This window comes from Clostridium sp. TJA038 (assembly GCF_058310255.1).
Genome location: NZ_JBZEFA010000001.1, coordinates 1,104,286 through 1,129,124, shown reverse-complemented (window position 1 = coordinate 1,129,124; position 24,839 = coordinate 1,104,286). Strand labels below are relative to the sequence as shown.

The following is a 24,839-nucleotide window of genomic DNA, read 5'->3' as shown; positions in this document are numbered from 1 at the left end:
GAGGGCTATAATATGAAAAGTATAGAAGAGTTAAAAAAAGAATATGAAAATGCTTGGACAAAATATGACAAAAAAGATTTAGAAGAAGTATTTTCTTTAGGAGAAAGATACAAAAACTTTATGTCTATTGCAAAAACTGAAAGAGAATGCGTAAAGGTTTTAAGAAAAGAAGCTGAAGAAAAGGGATTCAAAAATTTATGTGATGTTATTGAAAAGGGAGAAAAGGTTAAATCTGGGGATAAGCTTTACTCTGTAAATATGGATAAAACTATAACATTAATAAAAGTAGGACATGAATCTTTAGAAAAAGGTTTAAGAATAATAGGTGCACATATAGATTCACCAAGATTAGATGTTAAACAAAATCCTTTATATGAGGATTCAGAATTAGCCTTTTTAGACACTCATTATTATGGTGGAATAAAAAAATATCAATGGGTAACTACACCTCTTGCTATATATGGAGTTGTTGTTAAAAAAGATGGAAGTAAGGTTTGTATTAATATAGGTGAAGATGAAAAGGACCCTGTTTTAGGAGTTTCAGATCTTTTAGTACATTTATCAGCAGACCAATTAGAGAAAAAAGGTGCTAAAGTAGTAGAAGGAGAAGATTTAAACGTTTTAGTTGGAAGTATGCCTTTAAAAGAAGGAGAGGAAAAAGAAGCTGTTAAGGCTAATATTCTTCTTTTATTAAATGAAAAATATGGTATAACTGAAGAGGATTTTGTATCTGCTGAACTAGAAATTGTTCCAGCTGGTAAAGCTAGAGATTATGGTTTAGATAGAAGTATGATTTTAGCATATGGACATGATGATAAAATTTGTTCTTATACTTCAGCTGAAGCTTTAATGGAATTAGGTGAAGTTGATAAAACTTGTGTTGCTTTATTAGTGGATAAAGAAGAAATAGGTAGTGTAGGGGCTACAGGAATGCAATCTAGATTTTTTGAAAATGTAATTGCAGAACTTATGGATAGAAAAGAAGAATACTCTGAGTTAAAGCTTAGAAGATGTCTTCAAAACTCAATGATGTTATCAGCAGATGTTACAGCTGCTTTTGATCCTAATTATCCATCTGTATGTGAAAAGAAAAATACTGCATACTTTGGCCATGGAGTAGTATTTAGCAAGTATACAGGTGCTAGAGGTAAGGCAGGATGCAATGATGCTAATGCAGAATATATAGCTCATTTAAGAAAAATAATGGATAAGAATAATGTTGTATGGCAAACAGGAGAACTTGGAAAGGTTGACCAAGGAGGCGGTGGTACAATCGCTTATATTTTAGCTCAATACAATATGCAAGTTATAGATTGTGGAGTAGCATTACAAAATATGCATGCACCTTTAGAAGTTGCTTCTAAAGCTGATTTATATGAAACTAAAAAATGCTATAGAGCTTTCTTTGAAGAAGCATAAAATAAAAAAAGCACTATATTTTATATAGTGCTTTTTTATTTTAAATTTTAATAATATAATTTATCTATTTTTAACTTAGTTTATATTTTAAAATATAGTTATTTATTATATAATTATTTATGTAAATGTTTAAAAACAGAAGTAAATTTTTAAAAAAGCAATAAATATTATAAATTTATTTTGCTTTGGAAAAAAGGGGAGAGTAAGATGAAAATAGCATTAATTGCACACGATAAGAAAAAAGAAGAAATGATAGAGCTTACAAAAAAATTCGAAGATAAGTTAAGTAAACATATACTAGTTGCAACAGGAACTACTGGTCTTAAAATTATGCAAAATACATCTTTGGAAGTTAAAAGATGTAAAAGTGGCCCATTAGGTGGAGACCAAGAAATAGGAGCTATGGTAGCAAATCATGATGTTGATATGGTAATTTTTTTAAGAGACCCACTAACAGCTCAACCTCATGAACCTGATGTTAGTGCATTACTTAGACTTTGTGATGTTTATAAAGTACCTTTAGCTACAAATACTGAAAGTGCTAAACTTATAATGGCAGATATATAGTAAAAGTTAGTTGTTAACTCATTTTCTTAAAATTATTATTGAAATAATTTTAGAAAATGAGTTTTTAATTTAAATAACAATAAAATCTTAAATGGAATATTATAAAGTGTAATAATAAAATGGTAGAGTTTTATGAAAAATTATAGTGTTTTTAAAAATTATAGATTATGGTTAGCTATTTTTGCACTTATTCCTTTAATATTAGAGGGATTTAATATAAGTATTTTGCCGAAAAATTATAATGAAATAGTTACCTTAATATTATCTATATTAGTTATGGGAGGAATTTTAAATAATAATATAGAGGGAAATAATTTAAAAGAGAACAATGAGTTAAAAACTTTAGACCAAAATATAAACAATTTAGAAAATGAGAAAGATAAGTAGATAATACGTTGAATTTAGGGTGCTACTGTATTAAAATTAAATTGTGAGATTAAACTTTTGTATTGAAGAAGAGGAGATGTTTTATATGGAAAAAGAAATCATAAAAACAAATAAGGCACCTGGTGCAATAGGTCCTTATTCACAAGGAGTAAAAATAGGAGAGTTAGTTTATACTTCAGGACAAATTCCACTAGACCCAGAAACTGGTTTAATGGCTGAAACAATTGAAGAACAAACAGCTCAATCTTTAAAAAATGTAAAAGCTATATTAGAAGAAGCTGGAACTTCAATGGATAAAGTAATAAAAACTACTGTATTTTTAAGTGATATGAATGATTTTACAAAAATGAATGAAGTTTATGCAACTTATTTTAAAGAAAATCAACCAGCAAGAAGTGCTGTAGAGGTTGCTAAATTACCAAAGGATGCTAAGGTTGAAATTGAAGTTATAGCTTTATTATAAAAATAGTTTTATCCTTGTAAGTTAAAATGGATAGGAGAAGGTTTTACTTATGAATTATAAGACTAAAGGAGTTTGTGCTAAGGAAATCAACTTTGATATTGAGGATGACAAAGTAAAAAATGTTACTTTTTTAAATGGTTGTCCTGGAAATTTGATTGGCCTTTCAAAGCTTGTAGAAGGAATGAATATTGAAGAAGCTATTTTAAGATTAAAAGGAATAGATTGTGGTGGCAAGGGAACTTCTTGTCCAGATCAACTTGCAAAAGCTTTAGAAGCTTATAAGGAAAGTTTGTAAAGATTAAAAATAAAAAAAGTGACTATTTTAGTCACTTTTTTTATTTTTTATTTTTTATAGAAGATTACTTGCTAAAGCTGCAGTTTTAGATAATTTACTATCTATTGCAATTATAATTTGTCCTGCCTTAGCAGTATCACCAACTATAATTCCTCCAACTAAGATGTTATCTTTGAAGAATAACTTAGTGTAATTTCCTTTAGCTTCATCTTTAGAACTTATTTTTTCATAAGATGGGTCATTAAATCTAATTAATCCAGCTGAGAATACATGAGTTCCTAAAGCATCTAATATTATAGATGGTGTAAAGTCTTCAAAGGTTTTTTCAGCTCCAGTTGCATTAGCACCAGCAGTTTTACCCATTTCTATAGCAGCAGGCCAGTTACCATAAACAACTCCACTAAATTCAGCTACATCTCCACAAGCATAGATATCTTTAATGCTTGTTTCCATCTTTTCGTTAACAATAACTCCTCTGTTACATTCTATACCAGCTTCTTTAGCTAAAGCTATATTGCTTCTAATACCTGTTGAAACTAAAAGTATATCAGCATCTAGAGTTTTTCCGCTCTTTAAGTTTACAGCTGTTAATTTACCATCAGTAGTTATTATTTCACTACATTCTTCTGATGTTATAAAGTTTATTCCACAGTCTGAAACTTGTTTTCTAAAGATATCAGCACCTTCTTGGTCTAATTGATTGTTCATAAGGTTTGGTAAGAATTCAACTACTGTAACATCTAAGCCAGCTAGTTTCATTTCCCAAGCAGCTTCTAAGCCTAAAGGACCAGCACCTATTATTACAACCTTCTTAGCTTCTTTCATATCTTCTTTTACATCAAAAGTATCTTTTAAGTCTTTGATTGAGTAGATTCCTTTTAATGTATGGATATTTTCACTATTTAAAGTTATTTCTTCAGAATTATTTTTAACTTTAAATGGTGGTATAAAGTTATGACTACCATTTGCTAAGATAAGTTTAGTATATGGTATTTCAGTACCATCTGTTAAGATTACTTTTTTAGCCTCTTTATCTATAGATTTTACAGTAACACCTAATAATTCTTCTATATTATTTTCTTTATACCAAGAAGCTTTTTCTAAGTAGAAAGTATCTATATTCATTTCTTCATTTAAAAGATCTGAAAGGTTAGGTCTTGAATAAGATGATACTTCTTCACTTGAAAGTAATTTAATTGTAGCTTTTTTATTTATGTCTCTTATAGTTTTAGCAGCATAGAAACCAGCAGCACCATTACCAACTATAACGAAGTTATCATCTGTATCATTCTTTTCAAATACATCCATTTCTACTTCAATGAATTGCTCTTTTCCAGCACCACAAACAGGACAAACCTCAGGACAAACAGGACTTTCGAAGATTTCACCACAAACTAAGCACTTCCAATATCTAGTTTTTCCGTTTCCAGTTAATATTTCCTTAGTTTCAGTTGCATGGTTTGGTGAATAATCAAGTTCTTTTTCTCCAAACATAGTTCTTGCAAAATCTCTACCAAATTCAAAGGCTTCTTTTAATTCGGTTACTGATGGTTTGAATTTAATTCTTAAGCCAGGTCCAAATATATTCATTTTTAATTCTTTTAATCTAGCTTCTATTCTAGGAACAGCTTCTCCACTCCAACCATAAGAACCAAAGGCAGCAGCATATTTTCCACCGTGAATTACAGGGTTTAAGTTAGCTAATAAAATTCTAATAGGAGGTAATAATTCTCCAACTATTGTTGGTGAACCAAATAAGATACCATTAGAATCTACAATATCAGCTAAAGCATCTTCTTGTTTGCTATAAGTTAAATCATATAATTTAACTTCTACGTTATGTTCAGATTGAATTCCTTTTGCAATTTCTTCAGCTAATTCTTTAGTATATCCATAAGCTGATACATAAGGAATTGTAACTTTTTTATCTCCGTTTATTTGAGGTTTTACAGGAGTACTCCACTCTTTGTAAGTGTTTATTACTTTCCAAGGATCTTGTCTAAGTACAGGACCATGACCTGGACAAACTAAATCTATATTTAAATCTTTAATTTTATCAATAGCTTTTAAAACATATGGCTTATATGGTCCGAAGATACAATCATAGTAATATCTTAAGGCATCTAAATATTCTTCTTCATTAGGTACTAAGTCATTAAATACCTCTTCACAAGAATAGTGGCTTCCGAAAGAGTCGCAAGTTATTAATGTTTTATCTTCAGGAATATAAGTATACATTGAATCTGGCCAATGTAAAAATGGCGCAGAGATAAATTGTAAAGTTTTGTTTCCTAATGAAATAGTGTCGTTATCTCCAACTATTATATATTCAAAGTCTTTATTAACTATATCTCTTAAGAATTCTATAGCTTGCATTGTACCAATAACTTTAGCTTGAGGAGATAATTCAAGTAATTTCTCAACAGAGCCAGCATGGTCAGGTTCTGTATGATCTACTACTATGTAATCTATCATCTTAGGGTCTACTCCTAAACTAGTAAGTTTTGATAAATAATCTTCAAAACATTTTTCTTTTACTGTTTCAAAAACAGCTATTTTTTCACTACCTTTAACTACATAAGAGTTATATGTAGTTCCATAAGGAGTGTACATAATAATATCAAAAACTCTTAATTCTGGGTCTAAAGAACCAACCCAGTAAATATCTTTTTTTACTTCTAAATAATTCATTAAAAACACCACCTAATATATGTTAAAATTATAACAATCGCCATTAATGGATATTAATTATTAATTAATACCTACAATTAAATTATATTCTTTTTCAATGAAATGTAAATAGTTTTTTTAATAAAATATTATATTCTCTAAAAATTTAAAAAAATAATGGTAATTTGGCATTTAAACCATATTACCATTATTTTAATTATTAATTAAATTATTGTGAATTGTATTTTTCTAGAAATTTTTCAACATATTCAACAGGAATGCTCATACATCCAATATGACCATGTCTTTCATCTCCTTCATGGTCTCCATGAAAGTCAGAACCACAGGTTATAAGAAGGTCATGATGAACTGCATAAGATATAAAGAAATCAGTATCTTTTTTAGTATTTTGATAATAAATAGCCTCTATGCCATCAAAGGGAAAGGACATTACTTCCTCTACAGGAACTTTTTTTATAAGTTTTGGATGAGCAAGAACTGTAATGGCATTATTTTCTTTTAAAATATTTATACCTTCTTCTACAGAAACTTTTTTGTTAGGAACATAAGCTTTGCTATCATTTCCTATAAAATTATCAAATATGTATTCCCAGTCATAAGGATAACCAGCATCTACTATGCATTGTGCTATATGGGGTCTAGCTACTACACCTTTTCCTTTAGCTAACACATCCTTATAATCTAATTTTATGTCAAAATACTTATCTAGGTTTTCAACAATTTTTTTTGCTCTATTTATTCTAGAGTCTTTAAGTTCTCTTAAAAAACTTTGAAACTTTTCTCCTTTATAAGTATCATCTTTAAAGTATCCAAGAATATGAACTGTAGCTCCTTTATGCTCACAGCTTAATTCTATTCCAGGAATAAATTTTATATCTAATTTTTTAGCTTCTTCCATAGCTTCATCAAGACCAGATGTTATATCATGGTCTGTTAAGGCTATTAAAGAAATGTTAGCTTTTTTAGCTTCTCTTATTACTTCCTTTGGCGATAAAGTTCCATCAGATGCTAAGGAATGACAATGAAATTCTGCATGAATCTTAATAATAAAACCTCCTTTAATTAATGTAATAATATATAGTATTTTTATAATATTGTTAATTTTAAAAAATATTTGTAGTATTAATATTTTAACACATAACAATGAAATAAAATAATTAATTTTTATCTTTAATTTTATACAATAATTTAAAATCTTAATAAATTTAAAGAGATTAATTTTAATATTTTTTTTTAGGGGTTTTTGATATAATTATTTTAAACTAATTTTTAGAGGTGAATTAATGTTTTTAATTATAGACAATTATGACTCCTTTGTATTTAATTTATATAGATATTTTAAAGAATTAAATGAAGAGGTAAAGATAAGGAGAAATAATAAAATAAGTATAGAAGAAATAGAAAGGCTAAATCCTACAGGGATAATTATATCTCCAGGGCCTAAAGCACCAAAGGATATGAAAGAGTGTTTAGAGATAATAGATTATTTTAAAGGGAAAATACCTATTTTAGGTGTATGTCTTGGGCATCAATGTATAGCTTATTTATTTAATAGTGAAGTTAAAAAGGGTAAATTTCCTATTCATGGAAAGATAAGCAAAATAAAGCATGATAACAAGGGGATTTTTAAAGGAATTAAAAATAATATAAATGTAACTAGATATCATTCATTAATAGTTGATAAAGAGTTATTAGGAGAAGATTTAGAAGTAAGTGCTTTAAGTGATGATGGAGTAGTTATGGGAATAAGACATAAAAAATACTTTATAGAAGGAGTACAATTTCATCCTGAAGCTGTCTTAACAGAGTATGGTCATGAAATGCTTAAAAATTTTATAGACCAATCAAAAAATAATTTTTTAGATAGGTGATTGATTTGGATTTTAAAATTAGAGAAATAGAAAATAAATTTAAAGCAGAGGAAGTATATTCTTTATTTAGTGAAGAGATAAATAGTATTTTTTTAGATAGTTCAAAGGAAGATAGTGAGTTTTCCTTATATTCTTTTATAGGCTTAAATCCTTTTAAAAAGTTTGTTTCTAAAGGAAGAAAGATTTTAATTGATGATAAATTAGTTTTAGGAGAACCTTTCTTAAAATTAGAGGAGCTCATTTCAAAATATAAAATAGATTACAAAAGTAATATACCTTTTTTAGGAGGGGCTATTGGGTATTTTTCTTATGATATTGGAAGGGTTATTGAAAAATTACCTGAAAGTGCATTAGAAGATGTTTCTATTCCTGATAGTTATTTTTTATTTTATGATAATTTAATTATATTTGATTTGAAAAATAAAAAAACTTATATAACAGCTTTAGGAATTAATGAAAATTCAGATAAAAGTATAGATAGGATTTATGAAAAAATAAGAAGTTATAATTTTAATTTCAATAAGGACTTAGATAAAGATACTAAATTTTCATCTAATTTTTCAAAGGAAGAATATATAGAGGCTGTGAAAAAGGTTAAAAATTATATAGAAGAAGGACATACATATATTGCAAATTTAACACAAAGGTTTTCTTGTGATTTTAATTCTAATCCTTTTAATACATATATGAATTTAAGGAGTATAAATAAAGCACCTTTTTCTGCCTATTTAAATTTAGAAGGATTTCAAATTATAAGTTCTTCTCCTGAGAGATTTTTAAAAGTATTTAATAGGGAAGTTGAAACAAGACCTATTAAGGGCACAAGACCAAGAGGAAAAGATTCTTTTGAAGATGAAAAAAATAAAAAAGAACTTTTAAATAGTGAAAAGGATAAATCAGAACTTTTAATGATTGTTGATTTAGAGAGGAATGATTTAAGCAAAGTTTGTAAGCCTTTTTCAGTTAAAGTTACAGAACTTTTTAAATTAGAGGAGTATTCAACAGTATTTCACCTAGTTTCAACTGTTATAGGAGAATTAAAAGAGGATGTAAGCTCTGTAAAATGTATAAGAGAATGTTTTCCTGGAGGTTCTATAACAGGAGCGCCTAAAATAAGAAGTATGGAAATTATTGAGGAGTTAGAAGGAATTAGAAGAGGGATTTATACTGGAGCTATAGGATATTTTGACTTTAGAGGTAATTGTGATTTTAATATAGTAATAAGAACTATACTTACAAAGGATAATAAAGCTTACTTTGGAGTAGGTGGAGGAATAACTATTGAATCAGAAGAAGAGATGGAATATGAAGAAACCTTAGATAAGGCTAAAGCCTTAATGAGAGTATTATGATTTAGGTTGTGATATAAATTGATTTATATAGGAGAAAATATAAAAGATTCTTTTATAAGTTGTAGTGAAGAAAATTTTAAAGTGGATTCTTCTGTGTTTTTTGGAAGAGGAGTTTTTGAAACTATACTTGTACTAAATAAAGGAGTTTTTTTAAAGGAACATTTAGAAAGATTAAAGTTAGGGTGTTTAAAATTAGATATTCCTTTTAACATTACAAAAAAAGATGTTACAGAATTTATTAAGAAAAATAATATAAGGAATAAAGTCTTAAAAATAACTCTTACTGAAAATAATATAATTTATTCAATTAGAGAAATTCCATATAATAAAGAAGATTATAAAAGAGGATTTTCTTTAAGACTTAGTAAGGTAAGAAGAAATAGTACATCTATGCTAACTTATTTAAAAAGTACTTGTTATATTGAAAATATTTTAGAGAAAGAAAAGGCTAAAAATAAAGGCTTTCATGAGGTAATATTTTTAAATGAAAAGGGAAATGTAGCAGAAGGGGCTACAAGTAATATATTTTTTATTAAAAATAATAAGATATATACTCCTTGTGTTAAATGTGGGCTTTTAGATGGAATAATTAGAAAATGGATAATTAAAAATTTTGAAGTTCAAGAGGGATTTTATACTTTAGAGGATTTAAAAAATAGTGAAGGGATTTTTATAAGTAATTCTCTTCTTGGCATAATGAAAGTAAGAAATTTAGAAGAGAAAAATTTTTTAGAACAAGATTTAATAGAAAAAGTAAAGGAGAAGTACGAAAATTCTATTAAAATCTTTTAATGATGGAGGGAAATAATGGATAAAGATAAAATAAGAGAAGGAATGAAATTAATACTTGAAGCCATAGGAGAAGATGTTAATAGAGAAGGGCTATTAGAAACTCCAGATAGGGTTGCAAGAATGTATGAAGAGATTTTTTCAGGAATAGGTAAGGATGCTAAGAAACATTTAAATAAAACCTTTGAGGTAAATAGTAATGACCTTGTTTTAGAAAAGGATATAACTTTTTATTCAATGTGTGAACATCATTTAGTTCCTTTCTATGGAAAGGTGCATATAGCCTATATACCAAAAGGGAGAGTAGTTGGTTTATCTAAACTTGCAAGATGTGTTGAGGTTTATTCAAAGAAGCCACAACTTCAAGAGAGACTTACAAGTGAAATAGCTGATTCTATAATGGAATCTTTAAAGCCTGAGGGAGTAATGGTAGTTGTAGAGGGAGAGCATATGTGTATGACTATGAGAGGTGTTAAAAAGCCTGGTACAAAAACAGTTACAACAACTTATAGAGGTAAGTTTTTAGAGGATGAAAATTTAAAAAATGATGTATTTAGAATGATTTCTATGTAGATATTATTCTTTGAGGTGTTTATTTATGAAGAGAGTAAATAATATACTTAATAACAATAAGTATAAAGAATATTTAGATAAAAATTCTTTTTATGAAAAAGATAGGATTTTTTGTAAGCATAATTTGGAACATTTTTTAGATGTGGCAAGGATTGCATATATAAAGGTTTTAGAAGAAGATATAAAGGTTTCTAAGGAGATAATATATGCAATAGCCCTTCTTCATGATATAGGAAGATGGGTTCAGTATGAAGGAGGAGAAAAACATAATAAAGCTTCCTTTAGGTTAAGTTTACCTATCTTAAAAGAATGTGCTTTTAAAGAAGAGGAGATAGAAATTATTTTAAGTGGAATATTAAATCATAGAAATAAGGATTCTAAGGGCTTAGATAAGATTATTTATTTAGCAGATAAAGAGTCTAGAGCTTGTTTTTTATGCAAAGGAGAAAAACTTTGCAAGTGGGAGAAGGAAAAGAAAAATTTAGACATAATTATTTAGGGGGAACTTTTATGAAAATAGGAAATAAAGATTTTGAAATAGGAAAAAGAACATATATAATGGGAATTTTAAATGTTACTCCAGATTCATTTTCAGATGGAGGACAATATAATGATATTGATTTAGCAATAAAAAGAGCAGAGAAGATGATTGAAGATGGTGTTGACATAATAGATATTGGAGGAGAGTCAACAAGACCAACTCATACACCTGTTGAAGAAGAGGAAGAATTAAAGAGAGTAGTGCCTATAATAAAAGCTTTAAGAGAAAAATTTGATATTCCTATATCAATTGATACCTATAAGAGTAAAGTTGCAGAGGAGGCTATAAAGGCTGGTGCTAATTTAATAAATGATGTTTGGGGATTTAAAAAGGATAAAAATATGGCAAAGGTAGCTTCTAAATATGAAGTTCCTTGCTGTATAATGCACAATAGAAATGATAAAGATTATGGAAATGACATAATAGAAACAATGAAAAAGGATATGGAAGAGTGCATAAATATAGCTTTAGAAGCTGGAGTTAAGAAGGAGAATATAATTTTAGACCCGGGCATAGGCTTTGCTAAGGATTATAATCAAAATTTAGAGGTTTTAGATAGACTAGATGAGTTTTGTAATATGGGTTATCCTGTTTTACTAGGAACATCAAGAAAATCAGTAATAGGAAATACTTTAAATCTTAAAACAGATGAAAGACTTGAAGGAACTTTAGCTACAACTACTCTTGGAATAATTAAAGGCTGTGATTTTGTAAGAGTTCATGATGTTTTAGAGAATAAAAGAAATGCCCTTATGACTGATGCTATTATAAAAAGATAGGAGTTAGAGCGTTAATGGATAAGATTATTATTAAGGATTTTGAGGTTTTTGGGAATCATGGAGTTTTTGAAGAGGAAAAGAAGCTTGGACAAAAATTTATTTTAAGTATAGAACTTTTTTTAAATACTAGAGAAGCAGGAATTACTGGAGATTTAAGCAAATCTGTTCATTATGGAGAGCTTACACATAAGATTGAAGAGGAATTTAAAAGAGAAAGCTATGATTTAATAGAAACAGTAGCTGAAAAATTATGTGAGTTTATCTTAATAGAATATCCAATTATTAAAAAGGTTAAAATTTCTTTGAAGAAACCTTGGGCTCCTATATTAAGAACTTTAGATACGGTAAAAATAGAAATTGAAAGAGAATGGAATGAAGCTTATATTTCATATGGTTCTAATATAGGAGATAAGAAGTTTTATATAGAAGAGGCCTTAAAGGAAATGGATAGCTTTTATCATACTAAGATTATAAAAAAATCAACTTTAATAGAAACAGAACCTTGGGGATATTTAGAGCAAGAAGAATTTTTAAATGGAGCTTGTAAAATAAAGACCCTTTTAAATCCAAGGGAATTAATGAACTTTTTATTAGATATAGAAAAGAAATTAAAAAGGGAAAGAAAGATTAAGTGGGGGCCTAGAACTATAGATTTAGATATAATATTTTTTAATGACTTAGTAAGTGAAGATGATAAGGTTATACTTCCACATCCAAGAATGCATGAGAGAAGTTTTGTTTTAGAACCCTTAAATGAAATTGCACCATATAAAATTCATTCTTTATATAAAAAGCGTGTTTTTGAGCTTCTAGAGGAGTTAAATAGAAAGAAATAAGATTATTTTGGTGAAAAAATTTTTGCAATAAATAAACTTTTAAAAAGGATATGAAGTTTAGAATAAAATTTCTAAACTTCATATTTTTTAATGTTTTTTATTAAAGACATATCTACAAAAGGGTTCTAGTTTAAAGGCATTAGGAATGTTTTTTAAGCTTAAGTAATCCTTATTTATATCACTATTCCAAGGATAGAGTGTTATTAAATCATCTCCATAAATATCTATTACATATCTTTCCTTTTCTAAGTCAATAAATGCTTTATATAAAGGTTTATCAGGCAAAGCTTCTTCTTCTATAAAGTTAGAATCTTTTAAATTGTTTAATAAATCATAAATAATTCTTATATCTTCATTATCAACAATAGTTTCACTATATATATTCATATCTAATAATCTAATTTTTATATTATGGGAAATTTCTTCACTTAAATTTTTAGTGTGATAACTTAAGGAACTTTTGTTTTTAGAAGGAATATTAATTTTAGAACATGAAATTAATAGAAGAGAAAAACATAGGATTATTAAAAATATTTTAGTTAGTTTTTTCATATCATTTATCACCTCTTTTAGTTTAATTTATGAAACTTATGTTTTTAGTAGAACTTTTTTTAAGAAAATGAATAATATATAGTACGATTATCTTTATTTCTTTGGAGGTGATTTATAATGAAATATGCTTTAGATATAGAAGATTCTATGTTAAAGGAGTCTTTAATAAACAAAATAAAAAAAGAAGAGGATATTATTATAGATTGTTTTTCAGAAGAGGGATGTTTAGGAGAAAACTTTTTTAAAAAGGTATTATTATCTAATAATATGAAGGTTGATATATTTATAAGAATAAGAAGAGAAGTAGGAGAAGAAAAAAAGATAGAAATATTAGGTGATGATTTAATTCTTAGAAGAGTTGTTTCTTTAAACTTAGAGGATTTAGTAGATTATATGGGACTTTCTCAGATGAGCATAAAAAGTGGTAAGGGACTTTATTTAGTAAAAAACTTAGAATCTTTATGCTTAATTATAAATATAAGTGATGGAGAGAAAGAGAAGATAAACAATTATAAATTAATTGAATCTTTATATAAAATAGTTAAAGAAGTTAGTTAAAATACATGAAAAGTTAAAATTTTCCCTTTAAGAAGTTATATAAAGCTTTTATTTAATATAACTTCTTTTATTTTATTTAAAATGTAATATCTTATGTTAAGAATATTTAATTAATAATAAAAATATAAATAATATTTATATTTTTATTTGCATATAAATCAAATAAATATCAATATTTAATGGGGGAATATATGTATATTATAGGAAGTATAAATACAAAGTTTATTAGTAAAAGTACAGAGAGTAAAGAAAGAATATTTAATAAAATAGATAAAATAGTATTAGGAGGAGCAAATACTATTAGAATAAATTTGTCTCATGGAAATCATGAGGATGTTGAACTTTGTATAAATTACATAAAAAGAAAGTATAAAGATGTAAAAGTTTTAATAGACCTTCAAGGAAATAAAGTTAGAGTTTCTAAAAATTTTCAAGAAATTTTTAAAGTTAGTAGTGGAGAAATAGTTTATTTTTGTGCAGAGGATACGTATGACTTTTATAAAGATAAAATAAAAGAATATAGTTTAATTCCCTTAAATTTAAAAAATGATTTCCTTAAGAAAAGTAGTTTTAAAAAAATATATATGAAAGATGCTACTATGGAATTTTTAGTAATTAAAAATGAATTAGGACTAATAAAAAGCAAAGTTAAATTAGGAGGAGTTGTTAGAGCTGAAAAGGGGTGTAATCTACCAAATTTAGATAGAAAAAATTGGGGGGTTAATGAGGCTGATTTATGTGATATAAAATTTGCTTTAAAAAATAAAGTTGATATTATAGATTATTCCTATTGTTCTTATGTAGAAGAATGTAAGGAGTTTAAAAGTATAGTTTTTGAAAATTTAGAAGAGAAACAAATTATTCCAAAGCTTTGGGGGAAAATAGAAACAAAAGAAGGCGTTAAAAATATAAAAGACATAGCAAAGGAATTAGATGGCCTTGTTATAGCTAGGGGGGATTTAACAGCAGAAATTGGAAGGTTAAACGTACCTATAGTTCAGGAAAAAATAATATATTCCTTAAAAGAAGAAAAGGTAGATATAACTGTTGCAACAAATTTACTTTCTTCTATAAAAAATAAGAGTAATAATCCTACTATAGGAGAGTTAAGTGATATATATGGATTTATTAAATTAGGAATTAAGGGATTTATGTTAACAGGGGAAACAAGTACTGGAGAAAATGAAGAGTATATAGTTAAAACTCTTAAAAATATAATAGATTATTATGAGAGTTTGTTTATTAAGTTTAAGAAAAAGGTTATGAAGTAAAGCTTATTTAAAAAGATAAGTTACCTATAAATAAAATTTATAGGTAACTTATCTTTATACTTTTCTTTTGAGTTTTTTACATATTATTTTTTTATAAACATTGATTACTATTACATAACTTATATATCCTAAGATTATTCCACATAAAACATCACTTGGATAATGGACAAGTAAATATAATCTAGAAAAGGCTATTAATCCTGCTAAAGCAAAGATATAAACCCTAATGTTTTTAAAGAAATAAGCTAACATAAAGGCTGCTGCAAAGGATGCTGAAGCATGTCCAGATGGCATAGAATAACTAAGAGGTTTAGTAATAATTATATGTAAATCTGGGTATGTAGTAAAGGGTCTAGGTCTTTGAATAATATGTTTAAGTATGCCTTCTCCTAAAATTGTATCTAAAATTAAGGCACTTAGGGTAAGAATTCCTATTTTTCTATATTTTTTTGAAATAATAAGAAGTATGCTTATTAAAATCCATATAAATCCTAGATTTCCTAAGGAAGTTATAAAAATCATTATAGGGTCTAGAAATTTATTTTGAATATGATTTTGTATAAAATATAGTATATTTATATCTATATTTTGAATAAAGTGCATATTTTCACCTCCTAAAAATAATAAGTATATTGTATTACTAATCTTTTTATAAGTCTACTAAAAATAAGGAAATATGTTTATAAAAAAAAGTAAGATTATATGAAAATTATTCATTTAAAGAGTTATTAAAAGGAAATATAATGTATTTGTAGCAATAAAAAGGAGGTCTAATGTTTGCGGAAATTAGAAAAAACTCTTTTCATAATTATTATTGTAATAGTAATTATTTTTTTTATTATATTTAATTTTTTAAAAGAAGGAGGATATATTAATAAGTTAGTAAATAATAAAACTGAACTTATATGGTATACCATAGGAATAGAACCTCCACATATGGATATGGTTGAGAAAGAAATTAATAAATATCTTATTAATTCTATAAATTCTACAATTGATATTAGATTTGTAGGATATGCAGATTTTACTAAGGTTATGGAAAATAAGACTAATAAAGGGGAAGAGTTTGACCTTGTTTTTACATCCTCTTGGGCTAATGATTATTATCCTAATGCAAAAGAAGGACATTTTTTAAAGTTAAATGATTTAATTTATGAATATGGAAAAGATTTATATAAAGCCATTGATGAAAGGTTTTTAGAGGGAGCTAAAATAGAAGGAGAAATATATGCTATACCTAATCAAAAGGAGATAGCAACTATTCCAATGTTTGTTTTTTCAAAAGAATATGTAGATAAATACAATATTCCTTATAAGGAGATAAAAACATTACAAGATTTAGAACCATGGTTAAAATTAATAAAAGAAAAGGAAAAAGACGTAATTCCTTTTTATATAGATGATAGTTATTCTGTACCTATGATTTGGGATGAGTTAAGCAAGGCCTTAGGCATTAACTTAGAAAGTAACAACTTTAATGTAGTAAATATCTTTAAAACAGAAGAAATGTTAAAAAATTTAAAGACTATGAATAGATACTATAAATTAGGTTACACAAATAAGAAAATTGGAAATTCAGGAGATTTTTCTACAAAGAAGTTTGTTACTAAAGCAGATGGTCAGCCTTATGCAGAGAAAATATGGTCTGTTAAAAATGGGGAAGAGGTTTTGGTTAATCCAATTTTAGATAGTTATATTACAAATGATTCCTTAAATGGTTCTATGATTGCTATATCTAAAAATTCAAAAAATCCTAAAAAGGCAATGGAATTTTTAAATCTTTTAAATACAGACAAATACTTAAGAAATCTTGTGAATTATGGAATTGAGGGAGTACATTATGAAAAAATTTCAGATAATAAAATAAGGTTATTAAAAGACTCTAAAAATTATATGGTTGATTATTACACTTTAGGAAATTTATTTATAACTTATACTTTAGAAGGTGAGCCAAGTAATAAATGGGAAGAGTTTAAAAAAATAAATAAGGAATGTAAAGCTTCTAAGGCTTTAGGTTTTAGATTTGATAATACTTTAGTAAAGAAAGAAGTAAATGATATTAATTTAGTTTTAGAAGAATTTACAAAAAGCCTTTATACAGGAGTAATTGATATAGAAGATTATTTAGAGAAATTTTTAAAGAAACTTAAAGATGCAGGAGTTGATAAAGTTAAGGTTCAATTAGAAAAACAATTAAATGAATGGAGAATAAAGGGAGCAGACTAATAAAAAGTCTGCTTTTTTATTTTAAAAGAAAAACTTAGCAAATTTTTGTCCTATAATAACAAATAATAAGCTACATCCTAGATTTAAAACTATATTTTGAAGGGAAAGAAGTATATTACCGTTATTTAAAAGTTTTATAGTTTCATAGGAAAAAGTAGAAAAGGTTGTTAATCCTCCTAAAACTCCTGTTGTGAGAAAAAGTCTTGCATTAGGAGAGAGTAAATTACTATTTAAACTAAATTCCATAATAAATCCTATTAAAAGTGCTCCTATAATATTTACTATTAAGGTTCCATAAGGAAAGTTTCCTTGAAAAATTTTTGAGAAAAAATTTGAAATTATATATCTAAAAAATGCTCCTAAAAAACCACCTAAACCAACTATTAAAGCTAAGGAAAAATTTTGCATATAAATTTCATCTCCTTAAATTTTAAATTTTACTTTATAATCTTAACAGAATTTTATTATTAAGTAAAAATAAATAATAATAAGATTTTTTATTATTTGTAAGCAAAATAAAAAATAAAAAACATTTATTTCATATAAATATTACAAATATTTTAAAGTTTTTAAAATATTTAAAATATTAACATAATATATATATATTATTATCTTTAAAATTAAAAGCTATAACTTAGTAATAAAGCCATTTTTTATATTTTTTATATATTTTTCTATAATTTGACTTTTTTATTTAAATGGTATAAATTAACTATAGAAACTTTAATTTACTTAAATTTCTTACAATGGTAATTATTTTTATAAATAAAAAAGGGATTATGATTGAGGTTATATCTTTGTAAACGTTTCTTGTAAGGTTAAAGTTTCTAGTTTGGTATAAGAGAAGTATGAGGGGGAGAAAAAAATGCTTAGACGTAAAAAATTATTAGCATTAATTTTAGGAGGTTTAATGACTACATCCTTAGCACTAGCAGGATGTGGCGGAGCTGGTGAGCAAAGTGCAGAAGGAGGAGCAGCTAGTGAAGAACCAGTAAATTTAGTTTGGTATGTTATAGGTAAACCACAAACAGATGGAGAATTAGTTGAAGAAGAGGTTAATAAGTATATCAAAGATAAGATAAACGTAACTGTAGATATAAAACATATTGACTTTGGTGATTATAGCCAAAAAATGAATGTAATTGCAAACTCAGGAGAGCCTTATGATTTAGCCTTTACTTGTTCATGGGCCTTCCCATATTTAGAAAATGCAAGAAAAGGTGCTTTCTTAGAATTAAATGACCTTATAGAAAGTAATGGGGCAGACCTTAAAGATGTTATAGATGAAAGACTTTGGAAGGGTGCAGAAGTTGATGGAAAGATTTATGGAGTTCCAAACCAAAAAGAAATAGCTCTAGCACCTATGTGGGTTTTTGATAAGGAGCTTGTAGAAAAGTATGATATTCCATATCAAGACATACATTCAGTAGAAGATTTAGAACCATGGTTAAAGGTAATAAAAGAAAATGAGCCAGATTTTGTTCCATTCTATACTCAAGGAGATTCAATTCCTTTAGAATTTGACGAAATAATGAGACCATTAGGAGTATTCTTTAATGATGAAACTTTAACAGTTCAAAATATGTATGAAACTGAAGAAATGAAAAATATGATGGTAAAATTAAGAGAGTTCTATGAAAAAGGATATATAAATCAAGATGCAGCAGTTAGTAATATGAAAAATGAGGTTAAGAGATTTGTATGGAAAGCAGATGGACAACCTTATGCTGAAAATGGTTGGGGACAAGCTTTAGGAAGAGAAGTTGTTACTTCATCAATAATTCCTTCATATGTAACAAACAACTCAACAACAGGAGCAATGACAGCTATATCAGCAACTTCTGAGCATCCTGAAAAAGCTATGGAGCTTATAAACTTAATAAATACTGATTCAACTTTAAGAAATATGTTAATGTTTGGTTTAGAAGGAACTCACTATGAAAAGGTTAGTGATAATCAAATTAAGAGAGATCCAAATGGACCATACAGTGTTACTAGCTGGGCTTATGGAAACTTATTTGATACTTATGTTTTAGACAGTGACCCAGCAGATAAATGGGATGCTTTTGAAGAATTTAATAAAAATGCTAAAACTTCATCAATCTTAGGATTTAAATTTAATACAGAGCCAGTTACAACTCAAATATCAGCAGTTAACAATGTATTACAAGAGTTTGAAAGATCTTTATATACAGGTTCTGTAGACCCAGTAGAAGGATTAAATCAATTAAATGAAAAATTAAAAGCTTCAGGAATAGATGAAATAAAAGCTGAAATGCAAAAACAATTAGATGAGTGGGTAGCAAATAATAAATAGTATAAATAAAAAATATATGTAGCTTAAAATAAGCTACATATATTTTTTTGCTTTAAAATCTAATTAAGGAAATACTTAATTAAAGCTTGAATTATTTATTTTAAAGTAGTAAAATTTAATTAAGGAAATACTTAATTAAATTTTGAGGTGATTTATGGAGGATAAAATAAAGATATTTAAAGCTTTAGGAGATGAGACTAGAATAAAAATTCTACATCTTATAAACAAAAGAGCTTTATGTGCAAAAAAAATAGCTCTAGAACTTGGTATTTCAGAATCAGCAATTTCACAACAGATAAAAATTTTAAAAGAAGCTAATCTTGTTATTGGCTATAAAATAGGTTATAACATCCTTTATGATTTAAATTTAGAAAGTTTAGAAAGTATAAACATCTTAATTGATTATATCGTAAATGATGATAATAATATAAAAGAAAATAAATATAAAAGATGTAACATGAAATGTAAAAATAACAACTTATTAAATGAAAAAAAAGTGAAGGAGGAAAAAGAAATGAAAGTTTGTTTTCCAGTAAAAAATAATGAAGGGGTTAAAAGTGTTCCTTATGGTCATTTTGGAACAGCTCCAAATTTTCTTATATATGATTTAGAAAGTAAAGAGTTAAAAGCAGTAGGAAATGGTGATTTAGGTCATGAACATGGAAAGTGTCAACCTATAAAAGCTTTATCAGGTGAAGTAGTAGATGCTGTAGTTGTTGGTGGCATAGGTGCAGGCGCTATAAGTAAGTTAAATTCTATGGGAATTAAAGTATATAAAGCTATAGAAGGAAATATAGAGGATAATATATCTGCTTTACAAAAGGGAGAATTAGTTGAATTTTCAAGTACACATACTTGCAATCATCATGGTTGTAGTCATTAATATAGAAAAGGTATTACTAAATTTAGTAATACCTTTTTATTTATAAGAATTTAAATAGTAAACAAAATATTTATTGATTAAATAAAAATGTTTAATCAATAAAGGGAAATTATTATTTATAAATTATGGATTTATAAGATAATTAAAAGATTATAAAGTAGATAAAAGGTCATCAATTATCATATTTCCACCTAATTCATAATCATAATCTGATTTGTAATCTAAGGATTTTAAAAGACTCCAAGAGGCATTCCAAAGTTTTACCACAAATAAATATTTTTCTAGTCTTTCATTTAAAGCATAGGAATAATAACCAAAGTAACTTTTTAATAGAAAGTATCTTTTTTCTTTTTCTAACATCCAAGAAATTGTAGCTAAATCAAAAAATATATCTCCCATAGCAGAAAATTCAAAATCTATGAAGAAAACCTTATTTTTGTAATAAAGTACATTAGAGGAATTTAAGTCATTATGACATAAGCCTATTATTTTATCTTTATTTAAATCTTCTTTAAGATATAGTAGTTTCTCTAAAAGAAGATTTATTTCCTTAGGAAGTTTGTAGTTTCTTTTCTTTAAAATGTTAAAATTATTTAATATGTGGTAAAAGGGGTCAAAGATGTAATTTGTATTAAGTTTATGTAATTTTTTTAAAGAAAAGCTTAATTTTTCGATAAATTCTAGAGATGTAAAGGTACTCATATTTACCTTTGAGTTCTCTAAAAATTTACTAATTAGTATTCCATTATCTCTATTATGATATATAATAGGGGGGGATAACTTGTTTAAGGAAGCAAGAGTTAAAACAAAATTTTCCTCTAAAAAATTATTTTTATTATCTTTACTAGGTATTCTTAAGACATACTTGTTATCTTCATTCTCTAATAAATAGTTTGAATTATTAAGTCCACCTAGTTTAGTTATCTTATGCTTTTTCATTTTATTAATCATCTTAATCTCCTTATATTCTGATGAAAATATTATATCAAAAAAAGAAGGGATGGAAATAGGTAATGTTAAATGAGACATTAAAAAATATAAAAGCTTTAGATGAGGACGCTTTAACTAAAGCTAAAAAAAGAGTTGATTCTTTAGCTAAGCCTTTAGGAAGTTTAGGAAAATTAGAAGATATAGCTATTAAGTTAGCTGGAATAACTGGAAATATTTTCAATGATATTGATAAAAAATGTGTAATTATAATGTCTTCTGATAATGGAGTTGAGGAAGAAGGTGTAGCATCAGCACCTCAATGTGTAACTTTACTTCAAACAAAAAATTTTATAAAGGGTACAACAGGTGTTGCTACACTTTCAAAGGTTAATGGAACAGATTTAATGGTTTTTGATGTTGGAATTAATTCAGAGGAGATTATACCTGGTGTTTTAAATAGAAAAATATCAAAGGGAACTAAAAATATTTATAAAGAACCAGCTATGACCTATGAAGAAGCTAAAAAATCCTTAGAAATTGGAATAGAGGCTGTAAAGATAGCTAAGGAAAAAGGATATAAAATACTTGGAGTAGGTGAAATGGGAATTGGAAATACCACTACTTCAGCAGCTGTTTTAAAAGCTCTTATTAATTGTGAAACAAAGGATGTAGTAGGAAAGGGTGGTGGAATTAATAATAAATCCTTTGAAAAGAAAAAAAGAATTGTAGAAGAGGTTATTAAAAAACATAATATAAACTTTAAAGACCCAATTGATATTATATCAAAGGTTGGAGGCTATGATATTGGAGCTATGACAGGAGTATTTATAGGAGCAGCTTTTTATAGAATTCCTGTAGTAATAGATGGATTTATATCTGTTGTAGCAGCTCTTTTAGCTAATAGATTAAATCCTTTAGTTAAAGACTTTTGTTTTACATCTCATAAATCACAAGAAATAGGATATGATTTAGCTATTAAAGAATTAGGGTTAGAGCCTATGTTAGATTTAAATATGAGATTAGGGGAAGGAAGTGGATGTCCTATAGCTTTTTCTGTAATTGATTTTGCAGTAGCAATGATTAATAATATGGCAACCTTTGAAGAAGGAGATATTGATAATAGTTATTTAGAAGAAGTAAAAGATGAAGAATGTTATATTGTTTAATAATTCTTTTAATATTAAAGGAGTTAATTTATGATAGTTTTAATTATTGGAGGGGCTAAAAGTAGTAAATCTTCTTATGCTGAATTTTATAGCAGTAATCTTTCAAAAAAGGAAAAAGGAAGTCTTTATTATTTAGCAACTATGAAACCATATGATTTAGAGGATTTGGAAAGAATTGAAAATCATTTAAAAAGTAGAGAAAAGTATAATTTTAAAACAATTGAAAAGCATAGAGATTTAAATGAAATATTTTTAAAGTTTTCTAAAAGAGATACTATATTGTTAGATAGCTTAACATCTTTAGTTACAAACTATATGTTTGTTGGAAAAGACTTTAATAAAAGTGTGCATAAGACTATTTTAGAAGAACTTAAAGTTTTAGGAAATAGTGTTTTAAATTTGATAATAGTATCAGATTATGTGTTTAGCGACGGAATTAAATATGATTATTATACTGAATCCTTTAAAAGAGAATTAGGTAAAATAAATTGTGGCTTAGTTTCCTTTGCAGATGTAGTTATAGAAGCTTCCTTTGGAAATTTAATATTTCATAAGGGAAAGGAGGTTTTAGAGGGTGAAAATATTTTATAAGGCGATAAATATGACTTTAAGTATGTTTACCATAATACCTCTTCCTAAGTATGAATGGGATGATAAAGCGGCAAAGCATATAATGAAACTTTATCCTTTTATAGGATTAGTTATTGGACTTATTTGGTATTTAAGTTTTTTTATTTTAAGTAAATTAAATATTCAAGTTATTCTTATGGCAGCTCTTATTTTAACAGTACCCTATATTTTAACTGGATTTTTACATTTAGATGGTTTTATGGATGTTTCTGATGCACTTTTATCAAGAAGAGATAAGGAGACAAAGCTTAGAATTTTAAAAGATTCAACAGTTGGAGCCTTTTCAGTTATTTCTGTAGTTTTATTACTTTTAGTAGAATTTGCAGCTATGGTTTCAGTATTAAATAAAAGTTTAGATATGAAAATATTAATATTAATTCCTATAGCCTCAAGAGCAATAAATGGATATTTTATTGTAAGTCAAGAAATGATAGGACAAAGCTCCTTAGCTAAATTTTTTAAGGAAGGAACAGGAAGTATAGATAAAATAATTTTATTAGGCATTTATTTATTAGTTGCTATTGTAGTCTTTTTTACATTAGGTTTAAAGTATTTAATTTCTATTTTGTTAATGGGACTTGTTGCCTTTATGCTACTTTTAAAGGTGAAAAAAGAATTAGGTGGGATAAATGGTGATGTTGCTGGATATATTCTTGTACTTATGGAGTTTACAGGAATATTAGTCTTAGGAATTATTTAAGGAGGAGAAGCTTTTGAAACTTTTTTTTGGTGGTTCTTATAATGGGAAATTAAGATATGTGAAAGAAAATTTAGGAATAGAGGAAAAGGATATTTTTTATTGCAAGGAAGATTATATAGACTTTTCTAAAACTGTTATTAGTGGTATTGATAAATTTATTTATTTTAATTCATTAAAAGGAAAGAAATCCTTAAGTTTTTTTGTAGATAACAAGGATTTATTAAAGGATAAAATATTAATTTGTGATGAAATATCCTCGGGAATAGTTCCTTTGAAAAAAGAGGAACGATTATGGAGAGAAGAAACAGGAAAAGTTTTACAGTTACTTTCTAAGGAAAGTGAAGAAGTTTATAGAATATTTTTTGGAATAGGAACAAAAATTAAAGGATGATAAAAATGATAATTTATTTAATTAGGCATGGCAAGACTTATTGCAACGAAAATAAACTTTATTGTGGAGTAAGTGACATCCCTTTAAGTGAAGAAGGAAAAAAAGAATTAAAAGATAAAAGAGAAAATAGTATTTTACCACAGTGCAAAATAAACTTTACAAGTGGTAAAAAAAGAGCTAATGAAAGCTTTAATATTTTATATCCAAATAAAGATTATGAAGTTATGAAAGATTTTTCAGAATATAATTTTGGAGATTTTGAGTTAAAGTCTTATGAAATGTTAAAAAATAATAAGGATTATTTAGACTGGATTTTAGATGATAAGAAAGAGGTTTCTTGTCCTAGAGGAGAATCAAGAAAAGACTTTGAAAAAAGAATGAAAAAAGCACTTTTAAATTTAATTTCAAAGCTTTATAAAGAAAAGGAAAAGGAAGCTTTAGTTCTTTGTCATGGAGGAAGTATAGCTTGTATTTTAGAGCTTTTTGAAAAAAGTAAATTAGACTTTTATTCTTATCAACCTAAATGTGGATGTGGATATAAAATAAAGGTTGAATATAATAAGGATAACTTAAACAAGGACTTTTCAAATTTAGAATTTGAAAAAGATATATTAGATAACTTAAAACTAGAAATAATAGAAAGGTTTTAGAA

Annotated in this window: 28 protein-coding genes; 22 read left to right on the top strand and 6 right to left on the bottom strand. The window is 26.6% G+C overall.

The genetic code is table 11. From position 1 onward, the window contains the following. Positions 1-12: 12 nt before the first annotated feature. From AC4FQV_RS05300 to AC4FQV_RS05280, 5 genes are all read left to right on the top strand, one after another. On the top strand, positions 13-1,419 hold the full coding sequence (locus AC4FQV_RS05300; RefSeq protein WP_491164830.1) for an aminopeptidase: 1,407 nt from the start codon (positions 13-15) through the stop codon (positions 1,417-1,419). Between the two features lie 207 nt (positions 1,420-1,626). After that, positions 1,627-1,986 carry a methylglyoxal synthase gene (gene mgsA / locus AC4FQV_RS05295; protein ID WP_491164826.1) on the top strand — a complete coding sequence of 120 codons (360 nt, stop codon included), beginning with the start codon at positions 1,627-1,629 and terminating at the stop codon, positions 1,984-1,986. Positions 1,987-2,118: 132 nt separating this feature from the next. Continuing rightward, positions 2,119-2,373, top strand: coding sequence for a hypothetical protein (locus AC4FQV_RS05290; RefSeq protein ID WP_491164824.1), 255 nt, complete (start codon positions 2,119-2,121; stop codon positions 2,371-2,373). Between the two features lie 85 nt (positions 2,374-2,458). Next, the gene (locus tag AC4FQV_RS05285) at positions 2,459-2,836 is read left to right on the top strand and encodes a RidA family protein (RefSeq protein ID WP_491138310.1); all 378 of its coding nucleotides are present in this window, start codon (positions 2,459-2,461) and stop codon (positions 2,834-2,836) included. Positions 2,837-2,885: 49 nt separating this feature from the next. Next, positions 2,886-3,131, top strand: a complete 246-nt coding sequence (locus AC4FQV_RS05280) for a TIGR03905 family TSCPD domain-containing protein (protein WP_491138311.1) — start codon at positions 2,886-2,888, stop codon at positions 3,129-3,131. 54 nt (positions 3,132-3,185) lie between these two features. Here AC4FQV_RS05280 and AC4FQV_RS05275 read toward each other — a convergent pair whose 3' ends face one another. Together AC4FQV_RS05275 and AC4FQV_RS05270 are read right to left on the bottom strand one after the other, a co-directional pair. Continuing rightward, entirely contained in the window at positions 3,186-5,822 is a 2,637-nt protein-coding gene (locus tag AC4FQV_RS05275; protein ID WP_491164822.1) for an FAD-dependent oxidoreductase, read from the bottom strand. A gap of 208 nt (positions 5,823-6,030) precedes the next feature. Then, complete coding sequence (locus AC4FQV_RS05270) at positions 6,031-6,867, bottom strand: PHP domain-containing protein (RefSeq protein WP_491139514.1); 837 nt, start codon at positions 6,865-6,867, stop codon at positions 6,031-6,033. 238 nt (positions 6,868-7,105) lie between these two features. Here AC4FQV_RS05270 and AC4FQV_RS05265 point away from each other — a divergent pair, with 238 nt between their 5' ends. From AC4FQV_RS05265 to folK, 7 genes are read left to right on the top strand one after another with little or no spacing between them, the layout of a single operon-like run. Then, entirely contained in the window at positions 7,106-7,693 is a 588-nt protein-coding gene (locus tag AC4FQV_RS05265) for an anthranilate synthase component II (RefSeq protein WP_491138315.1), read from the top strand. A 5-nt stretch (positions 7,694-7,698) separates the two neighbouring features. Then, positions 7,699-9,045, top strand: coding sequence for an aminodeoxychorismate synthase component I (gene pabB, locus AC4FQV_RS05260; RefSeq protein ID WP_491138316.1), 1,347 nt, complete (start codon positions 7,699-7,701; stop codon positions 9,043-9,045). An 18-nt stretch (positions 9,046-9,063) separates the two neighbouring features. Next, positions 9,064-9,837, top strand: coding sequence for an aminotransferase class IV (locus AC4FQV_RS05255; protein ID WP_491138318.1), 774 nt, complete (start codon positions 9,064-9,066; stop codon positions 9,835-9,837). A gap of 15 nt (positions 9,838-9,852) precedes the next feature. Beyond that, positions 9,853-10,407 (top strand): GTP cyclohydrolase I FolE, encoded by a 555-nt coding sequence (folE, locus tag AC4FQV_RS05250; RefSeq protein ID WP_491138319.1) that lies wholly within the window; start codon positions 9,853-9,855, stop codon positions 10,405-10,407. A 25-nt stretch (positions 10,408-10,432) separates the two neighbouring features. Continuing rightward, entirely contained in the window at positions 10,433-10,906 is a 474-nt protein-coding gene (locus AC4FQV_RS05245) for an HD domain-containing protein (RefSeq protein WP_491138321.1), read from the top strand. A gap of 11 nt (positions 10,907-10,917) precedes the next feature. Next, a complete protein-coding gene (gene folP, locus AC4FQV_RS05240; protein WP_491138322.1) occupies positions 10,918-11,727 on the top strand; it encodes a dihydropteroate synthase in 810 nt (269 codons plus the stop codon). Between the two features lie 14 nt (positions 11,728-11,741). After that, a complete protein-coding gene (gene folK, locus AC4FQV_RS05235; RefSeq protein ID WP_491164820.1) occupies positions 11,742-12,563 on the top strand; it encodes a 2-amino-4-hydroxy-6-hydroxymethyldihydropteridine diphosphokinase in 822 nt (273 codons plus the stop codon). An 87-nt stretch (positions 12,564-12,650) separates the two neighbouring features. Here folK and AC4FQV_RS05230 read toward each other — a convergent pair whose 3' ends face one another. After that, the gene (locus tag AC4FQV_RS05230) at positions 12,651-13,115 is read right to left on the bottom strand and encodes a DUF4883 family protein (protein ID WP_491138326.1); all 465 of its coding nucleotides are present in this window, start codon (positions 13,113-13,115) and stop codon (positions 12,651-12,653) included. A gap of 117 nt (positions 13,116-13,232) precedes the next feature. On the opposite strand from AC4FQV_RS05230, the gene AC4FQV_RS05225 reads away from it, so the two are divergent. Next, positions 13,233-13,673 carry a hypothetical protein gene (locus AC4FQV_RS05225; RefSeq protein ID WP_491164818.1) on the top strand — a complete coding sequence of 147 codons (441 nt, stop codon included), beginning with the start codon at positions 13,233-13,235 and terminating at the stop codon, positions 13,671-13,673. Positions 13,674-13,864: 191 nt separating this feature from the next. Next, entirely contained in the window at positions 13,865-14,944 is a 1,080-nt protein-coding gene (locus tag AC4FQV_RS05220; RefSeq protein WP_491138329.1) for a pyruvate kinase, read from the top strand. Positions 14,945-14,998: 54 nt separating this feature from the next. Here AC4FQV_RS05220 and AC4FQV_RS05215 read toward each other — a convergent pair whose 3' ends face one another. Next, a complete protein-coding gene (locus AC4FQV_RS05215; protein WP_491138330.1) occupies positions 14,999-15,547 on the bottom strand; it encodes a phosphatase PAP2 family protein in 549 nt (182 codons plus the stop codon). Between the two features lie 174 nt (positions 15,548-15,721). Here AC4FQV_RS05215 and AC4FQV_RS05210 point away from each other — a divergent pair, with 174 nt between their 5' ends. Beyond that, a complete protein-coding gene (locus AC4FQV_RS05210) occupies positions 15,722-17,170 on the top strand; it encodes an ABC transporter substrate-binding protein (RefSeq protein WP_491138331.1) in 1,449 nt (482 codons plus the stop codon). Between the two features lie 21 nt (positions 17,171-17,191). Here AC4FQV_RS05210 and crcB read toward each other — a convergent pair whose 3' ends face one another. Further along, a complete protein-coding gene (crcB, locus tag AC4FQV_RS05205) occupies positions 17,192-17,578 on the bottom strand; it encodes a fluoride efflux transporter CrcB (protein WP_491138333.1) in 387 nt (128 codons plus the stop codon). A gap of 457 nt (positions 17,579-18,035) precedes the next feature. On the opposite strand from crcB, the gene AC4FQV_RS05200 reads away from it, so the two are divergent. Both AC4FQV_RS05200 and AC4FQV_RS05195 read left to right on the top strand, forming a co-directional pair. Beyond that, positions 18,036-19,487, top strand: a complete 1,452-nt coding sequence (locus AC4FQV_RS05200; RefSeq protein ID WP_491164815.1) for an ABC transporter substrate-binding protein — start codon at positions 18,036-18,038, stop codon at positions 19,485-19,487. Between the two features lie 154 nt (positions 19,488-19,641). After that, positions 19,642-20,370 (top strand): metalloregulator ArsR/SmtB family transcription factor, encoded by a 729-nt coding sequence (locus AC4FQV_RS05195; RefSeq protein ID WP_491138335.1) that lies wholly within the window; start codon positions 19,642-19,644, stop codon positions 20,368-20,370. Positions 20,371-20,520: 150 nt separating this feature from the next. Here AC4FQV_RS05195 and AC4FQV_RS05190 read toward each other — a convergent pair whose 3' ends face one another. Next, positions 20,521-21,321: a phosphotransferase gene (locus tag AC4FQV_RS05190; protein WP_491138336.1), complete on the bottom strand. Its 801-nt coding sequence runs from the start codon at positions 21,319-21,321 to the stop codon at positions 20,521-20,523. Positions 21,322-21,383: 62 nt separating this feature from the next. Here AC4FQV_RS05190 and cobT point away from each other — a divergent pair, with 62 nt between their 5' ends. Genes cobT through AC4FQV_RS05165 form a run of 5 tightly spaced genes read left to right on the top strand, consistent with a single transcriptional unit; the run spans position 21,384 to position 24,837 of the window. Next, a complete protein-coding gene (cobT, locus tag AC4FQV_RS05185) occupies positions 21,384-22,466 on the top strand; it encodes a nicotinate-nucleotide--dimethylbenzimidazole phosphoribosyltransferase (RefSeq protein WP_491164813.1) in 1,083 nt (360 codons plus the stop codon). Between the two features lie 30 nt (positions 22,467-22,496). Then, positions 22,497-23,057: a bifunctional adenosylcobinamide kinase/adenosylcobinamide-phosphate guanylyltransferase gene (locus AC4FQV_RS05180; RefSeq protein WP_491138339.1), complete on the top strand. Its 561-nt coding sequence runs from the start codon at positions 22,497-22,499 to the stop codon at positions 23,055-23,057. Then, complete coding sequence (locus AC4FQV_RS05175) at positions 23,041-23,796, top strand: adenosylcobinamide-GDP ribazoletransferase (RefSeq protein WP_491164811.1); 756 nt, start codon at positions 23,041-23,043, stop codon at positions 23,794-23,796. Before AC4FQV_RS05180 ends, AC4FQV_RS05175 begins: the two co-directional genes overlap by 17 nt. 13 nt (positions 23,797-23,809) lie before the next feature. Then, complete coding sequence (locus tag AC4FQV_RS05170; protein ID WP_491164809.1) at positions 23,810-24,187, top strand: bifunctional adenosylcobinamide kinase/adenosylcobinamide-phosphate guanylyltransferase; 378 nt, start codon at positions 23,810-23,812, stop codon at positions 24,185-24,187. Between the two features lie 5 nt (positions 24,188-24,192). Beyond that, positions 24,193-24,837 carry a histidine phosphatase family protein gene (locus tag AC4FQV_RS05165; protein ID WP_491164807.1) on the top strand — a complete coding sequence of 215 codons (645 nt, stop codon included), beginning with the start codon at positions 24,193-24,195 and terminating at the stop codon, positions 24,835-24,837. The last annotated feature ends 2 nt before the right edge of the window (positions 24,838-24,839 follow it).

Excerpts from the sequence above, each read along its gene's own strand:
- AC4FQV_RS05300 (WP_491164830.1), top strand. The coding sequence starts at position 13 with ATGAAAAGTATAGAAGAGTTAAAAAAAGAATATGAAAATGCTTGGACA.
- mgsA (WP_491164826.1), top strand. The coding sequence starts at position 1,627 with ATGAAAATAGCATTAATTGCACACGATAAGAAAAAAGAAGAAATGATA.
- AC4FQV_RS05290 (WP_491164824.1), top strand. The coding sequence starts at position 2,119 with ATGAAAAATTATAGTGTTTTTAAAAATTATAGATTATGGTTAGCTATT.
- AC4FQV_RS05285 (WP_491138310.1), top strand. The coding sequence starts at position 2,459 with ATGGAAAAAGAAATCATAAAAACAAATAAGGCACCTGGTGCAATAGGT.
- AC4FQV_RS05280 (WP_491138311.1), top strand. The coding sequence starts at position 2,886 with ATGAATTATAAGACTAAAGGAGTTTGTGCTAAGGAAATCAACTTTGAT.
- AC4FQV_RS05275 (WP_491164822.1), bottom strand. The coding sequence starts at position 5,822 with ATGAATTATTTAGAAGTAAAAAAAGATATTTACTGGGTTGGTTCTTTA.
- AC4FQV_RS05265 (WP_491138315.1), top strand. The coding sequence starts at position 7,106 with ATGTTTTTAATTATAGACAATTATGACTCCTTTGTATTTAATTTATAT.
- folE (WP_491138319.1), top strand. The coding sequence starts at position 9,853 with ATGGATAAAGATAAAATAAGAGAAGGAATGAAATTAATACTTGAAGCC.
- AC4FQV_RS05245 (WP_491138321.1), top strand. The coding sequence starts at position 10,433 with ATGAAGAGAGTAAATAATATACTTAATAACAATAAGTATAAAGAATAT.
- folP (WP_491138322.1), top strand. The coding sequence starts at position 10,918 with ATGAAAATAGGAAATAAAGATTTTGAAATAGGAAAAAGAACATATATA.
- folK (WP_491164820.1), top strand. The coding sequence starts at position 11,742 with ATGGATAAGATTATTATTAAGGATTTTGAGGTTTTTGGGAATCATGGA.
- AC4FQV_RS05230 (WP_491138326.1), bottom strand. The coding sequence starts at position 13,115 with ATGAAAAAACTAACTAAAATATTTTTAATAATCCTATGTTTTTCTCTT.
- AC4FQV_RS05225 (WP_491164818.1), top strand. The coding sequence starts at position 13,233 with ATGAAATATGCTTTAGATATAGAAGATTCTATGTTAAAGGAGTCTTTA.
- AC4FQV_RS05220 (WP_491138329.1), top strand. The coding sequence starts at position 13,865 with ATGTATATTATAGGAAGTATAAATACAAAGTTTATTAGTAAAAGTACA.
- AC4FQV_RS05215 (WP_491138330.1), bottom strand. The coding sequence starts at position 15,547 with ATGCACTTTATTCAAAATATAGATATAAATATACTATATTTTATACAA.
- crcB (WP_491138333.1), bottom strand. The coding sequence starts at position 17,578 with ATGCAAAATTTTTCCTTAGCTTTAATAGTTGGTTTAGGTGGTTTTTTA.
- AC4FQV_RS05200 (WP_491164815.1), top strand. The coding sequence starts at position 18,036 with ATGCTTAGACGTAAAAAATTATTAGCATTAATTTTAGGAGGTTTAATG.
- AC4FQV_RS05195 (WP_491138335.1), top strand. The coding sequence starts at position 19,642 with ATGGAGGATAAAATAAAGATATTTAAAGCTTTAGGAGATGAGACTAGA.
- AC4FQV_RS05190 (WP_491138336.1), bottom strand. The coding sequence starts at position 21,321 with ATGATTAATAAAATGAAAAAGCATAAGATAACTAAACTAGGTGGACTT.
- cobT (WP_491164813.1), top strand. The coding sequence starts at position 21,384 with ATGTTAAATGAGACATTAAAAAATATAAAAGCTTTAGATGAGGACGCT.
- AC4FQV_RS05180 (WP_491138339.1), top strand. The coding sequence starts at position 22,497 with ATGATAGTTTTAATTATTGGAGGGGCTAAAAGTAGTAAATCTTCTTAT.
- AC4FQV_RS05165 (WP_491164807.1), top strand. The coding sequence starts at position 24,193 with ATGATAATTTATTTAATTAGGCATGGCAAGACTTATTGCAACGAAAAT.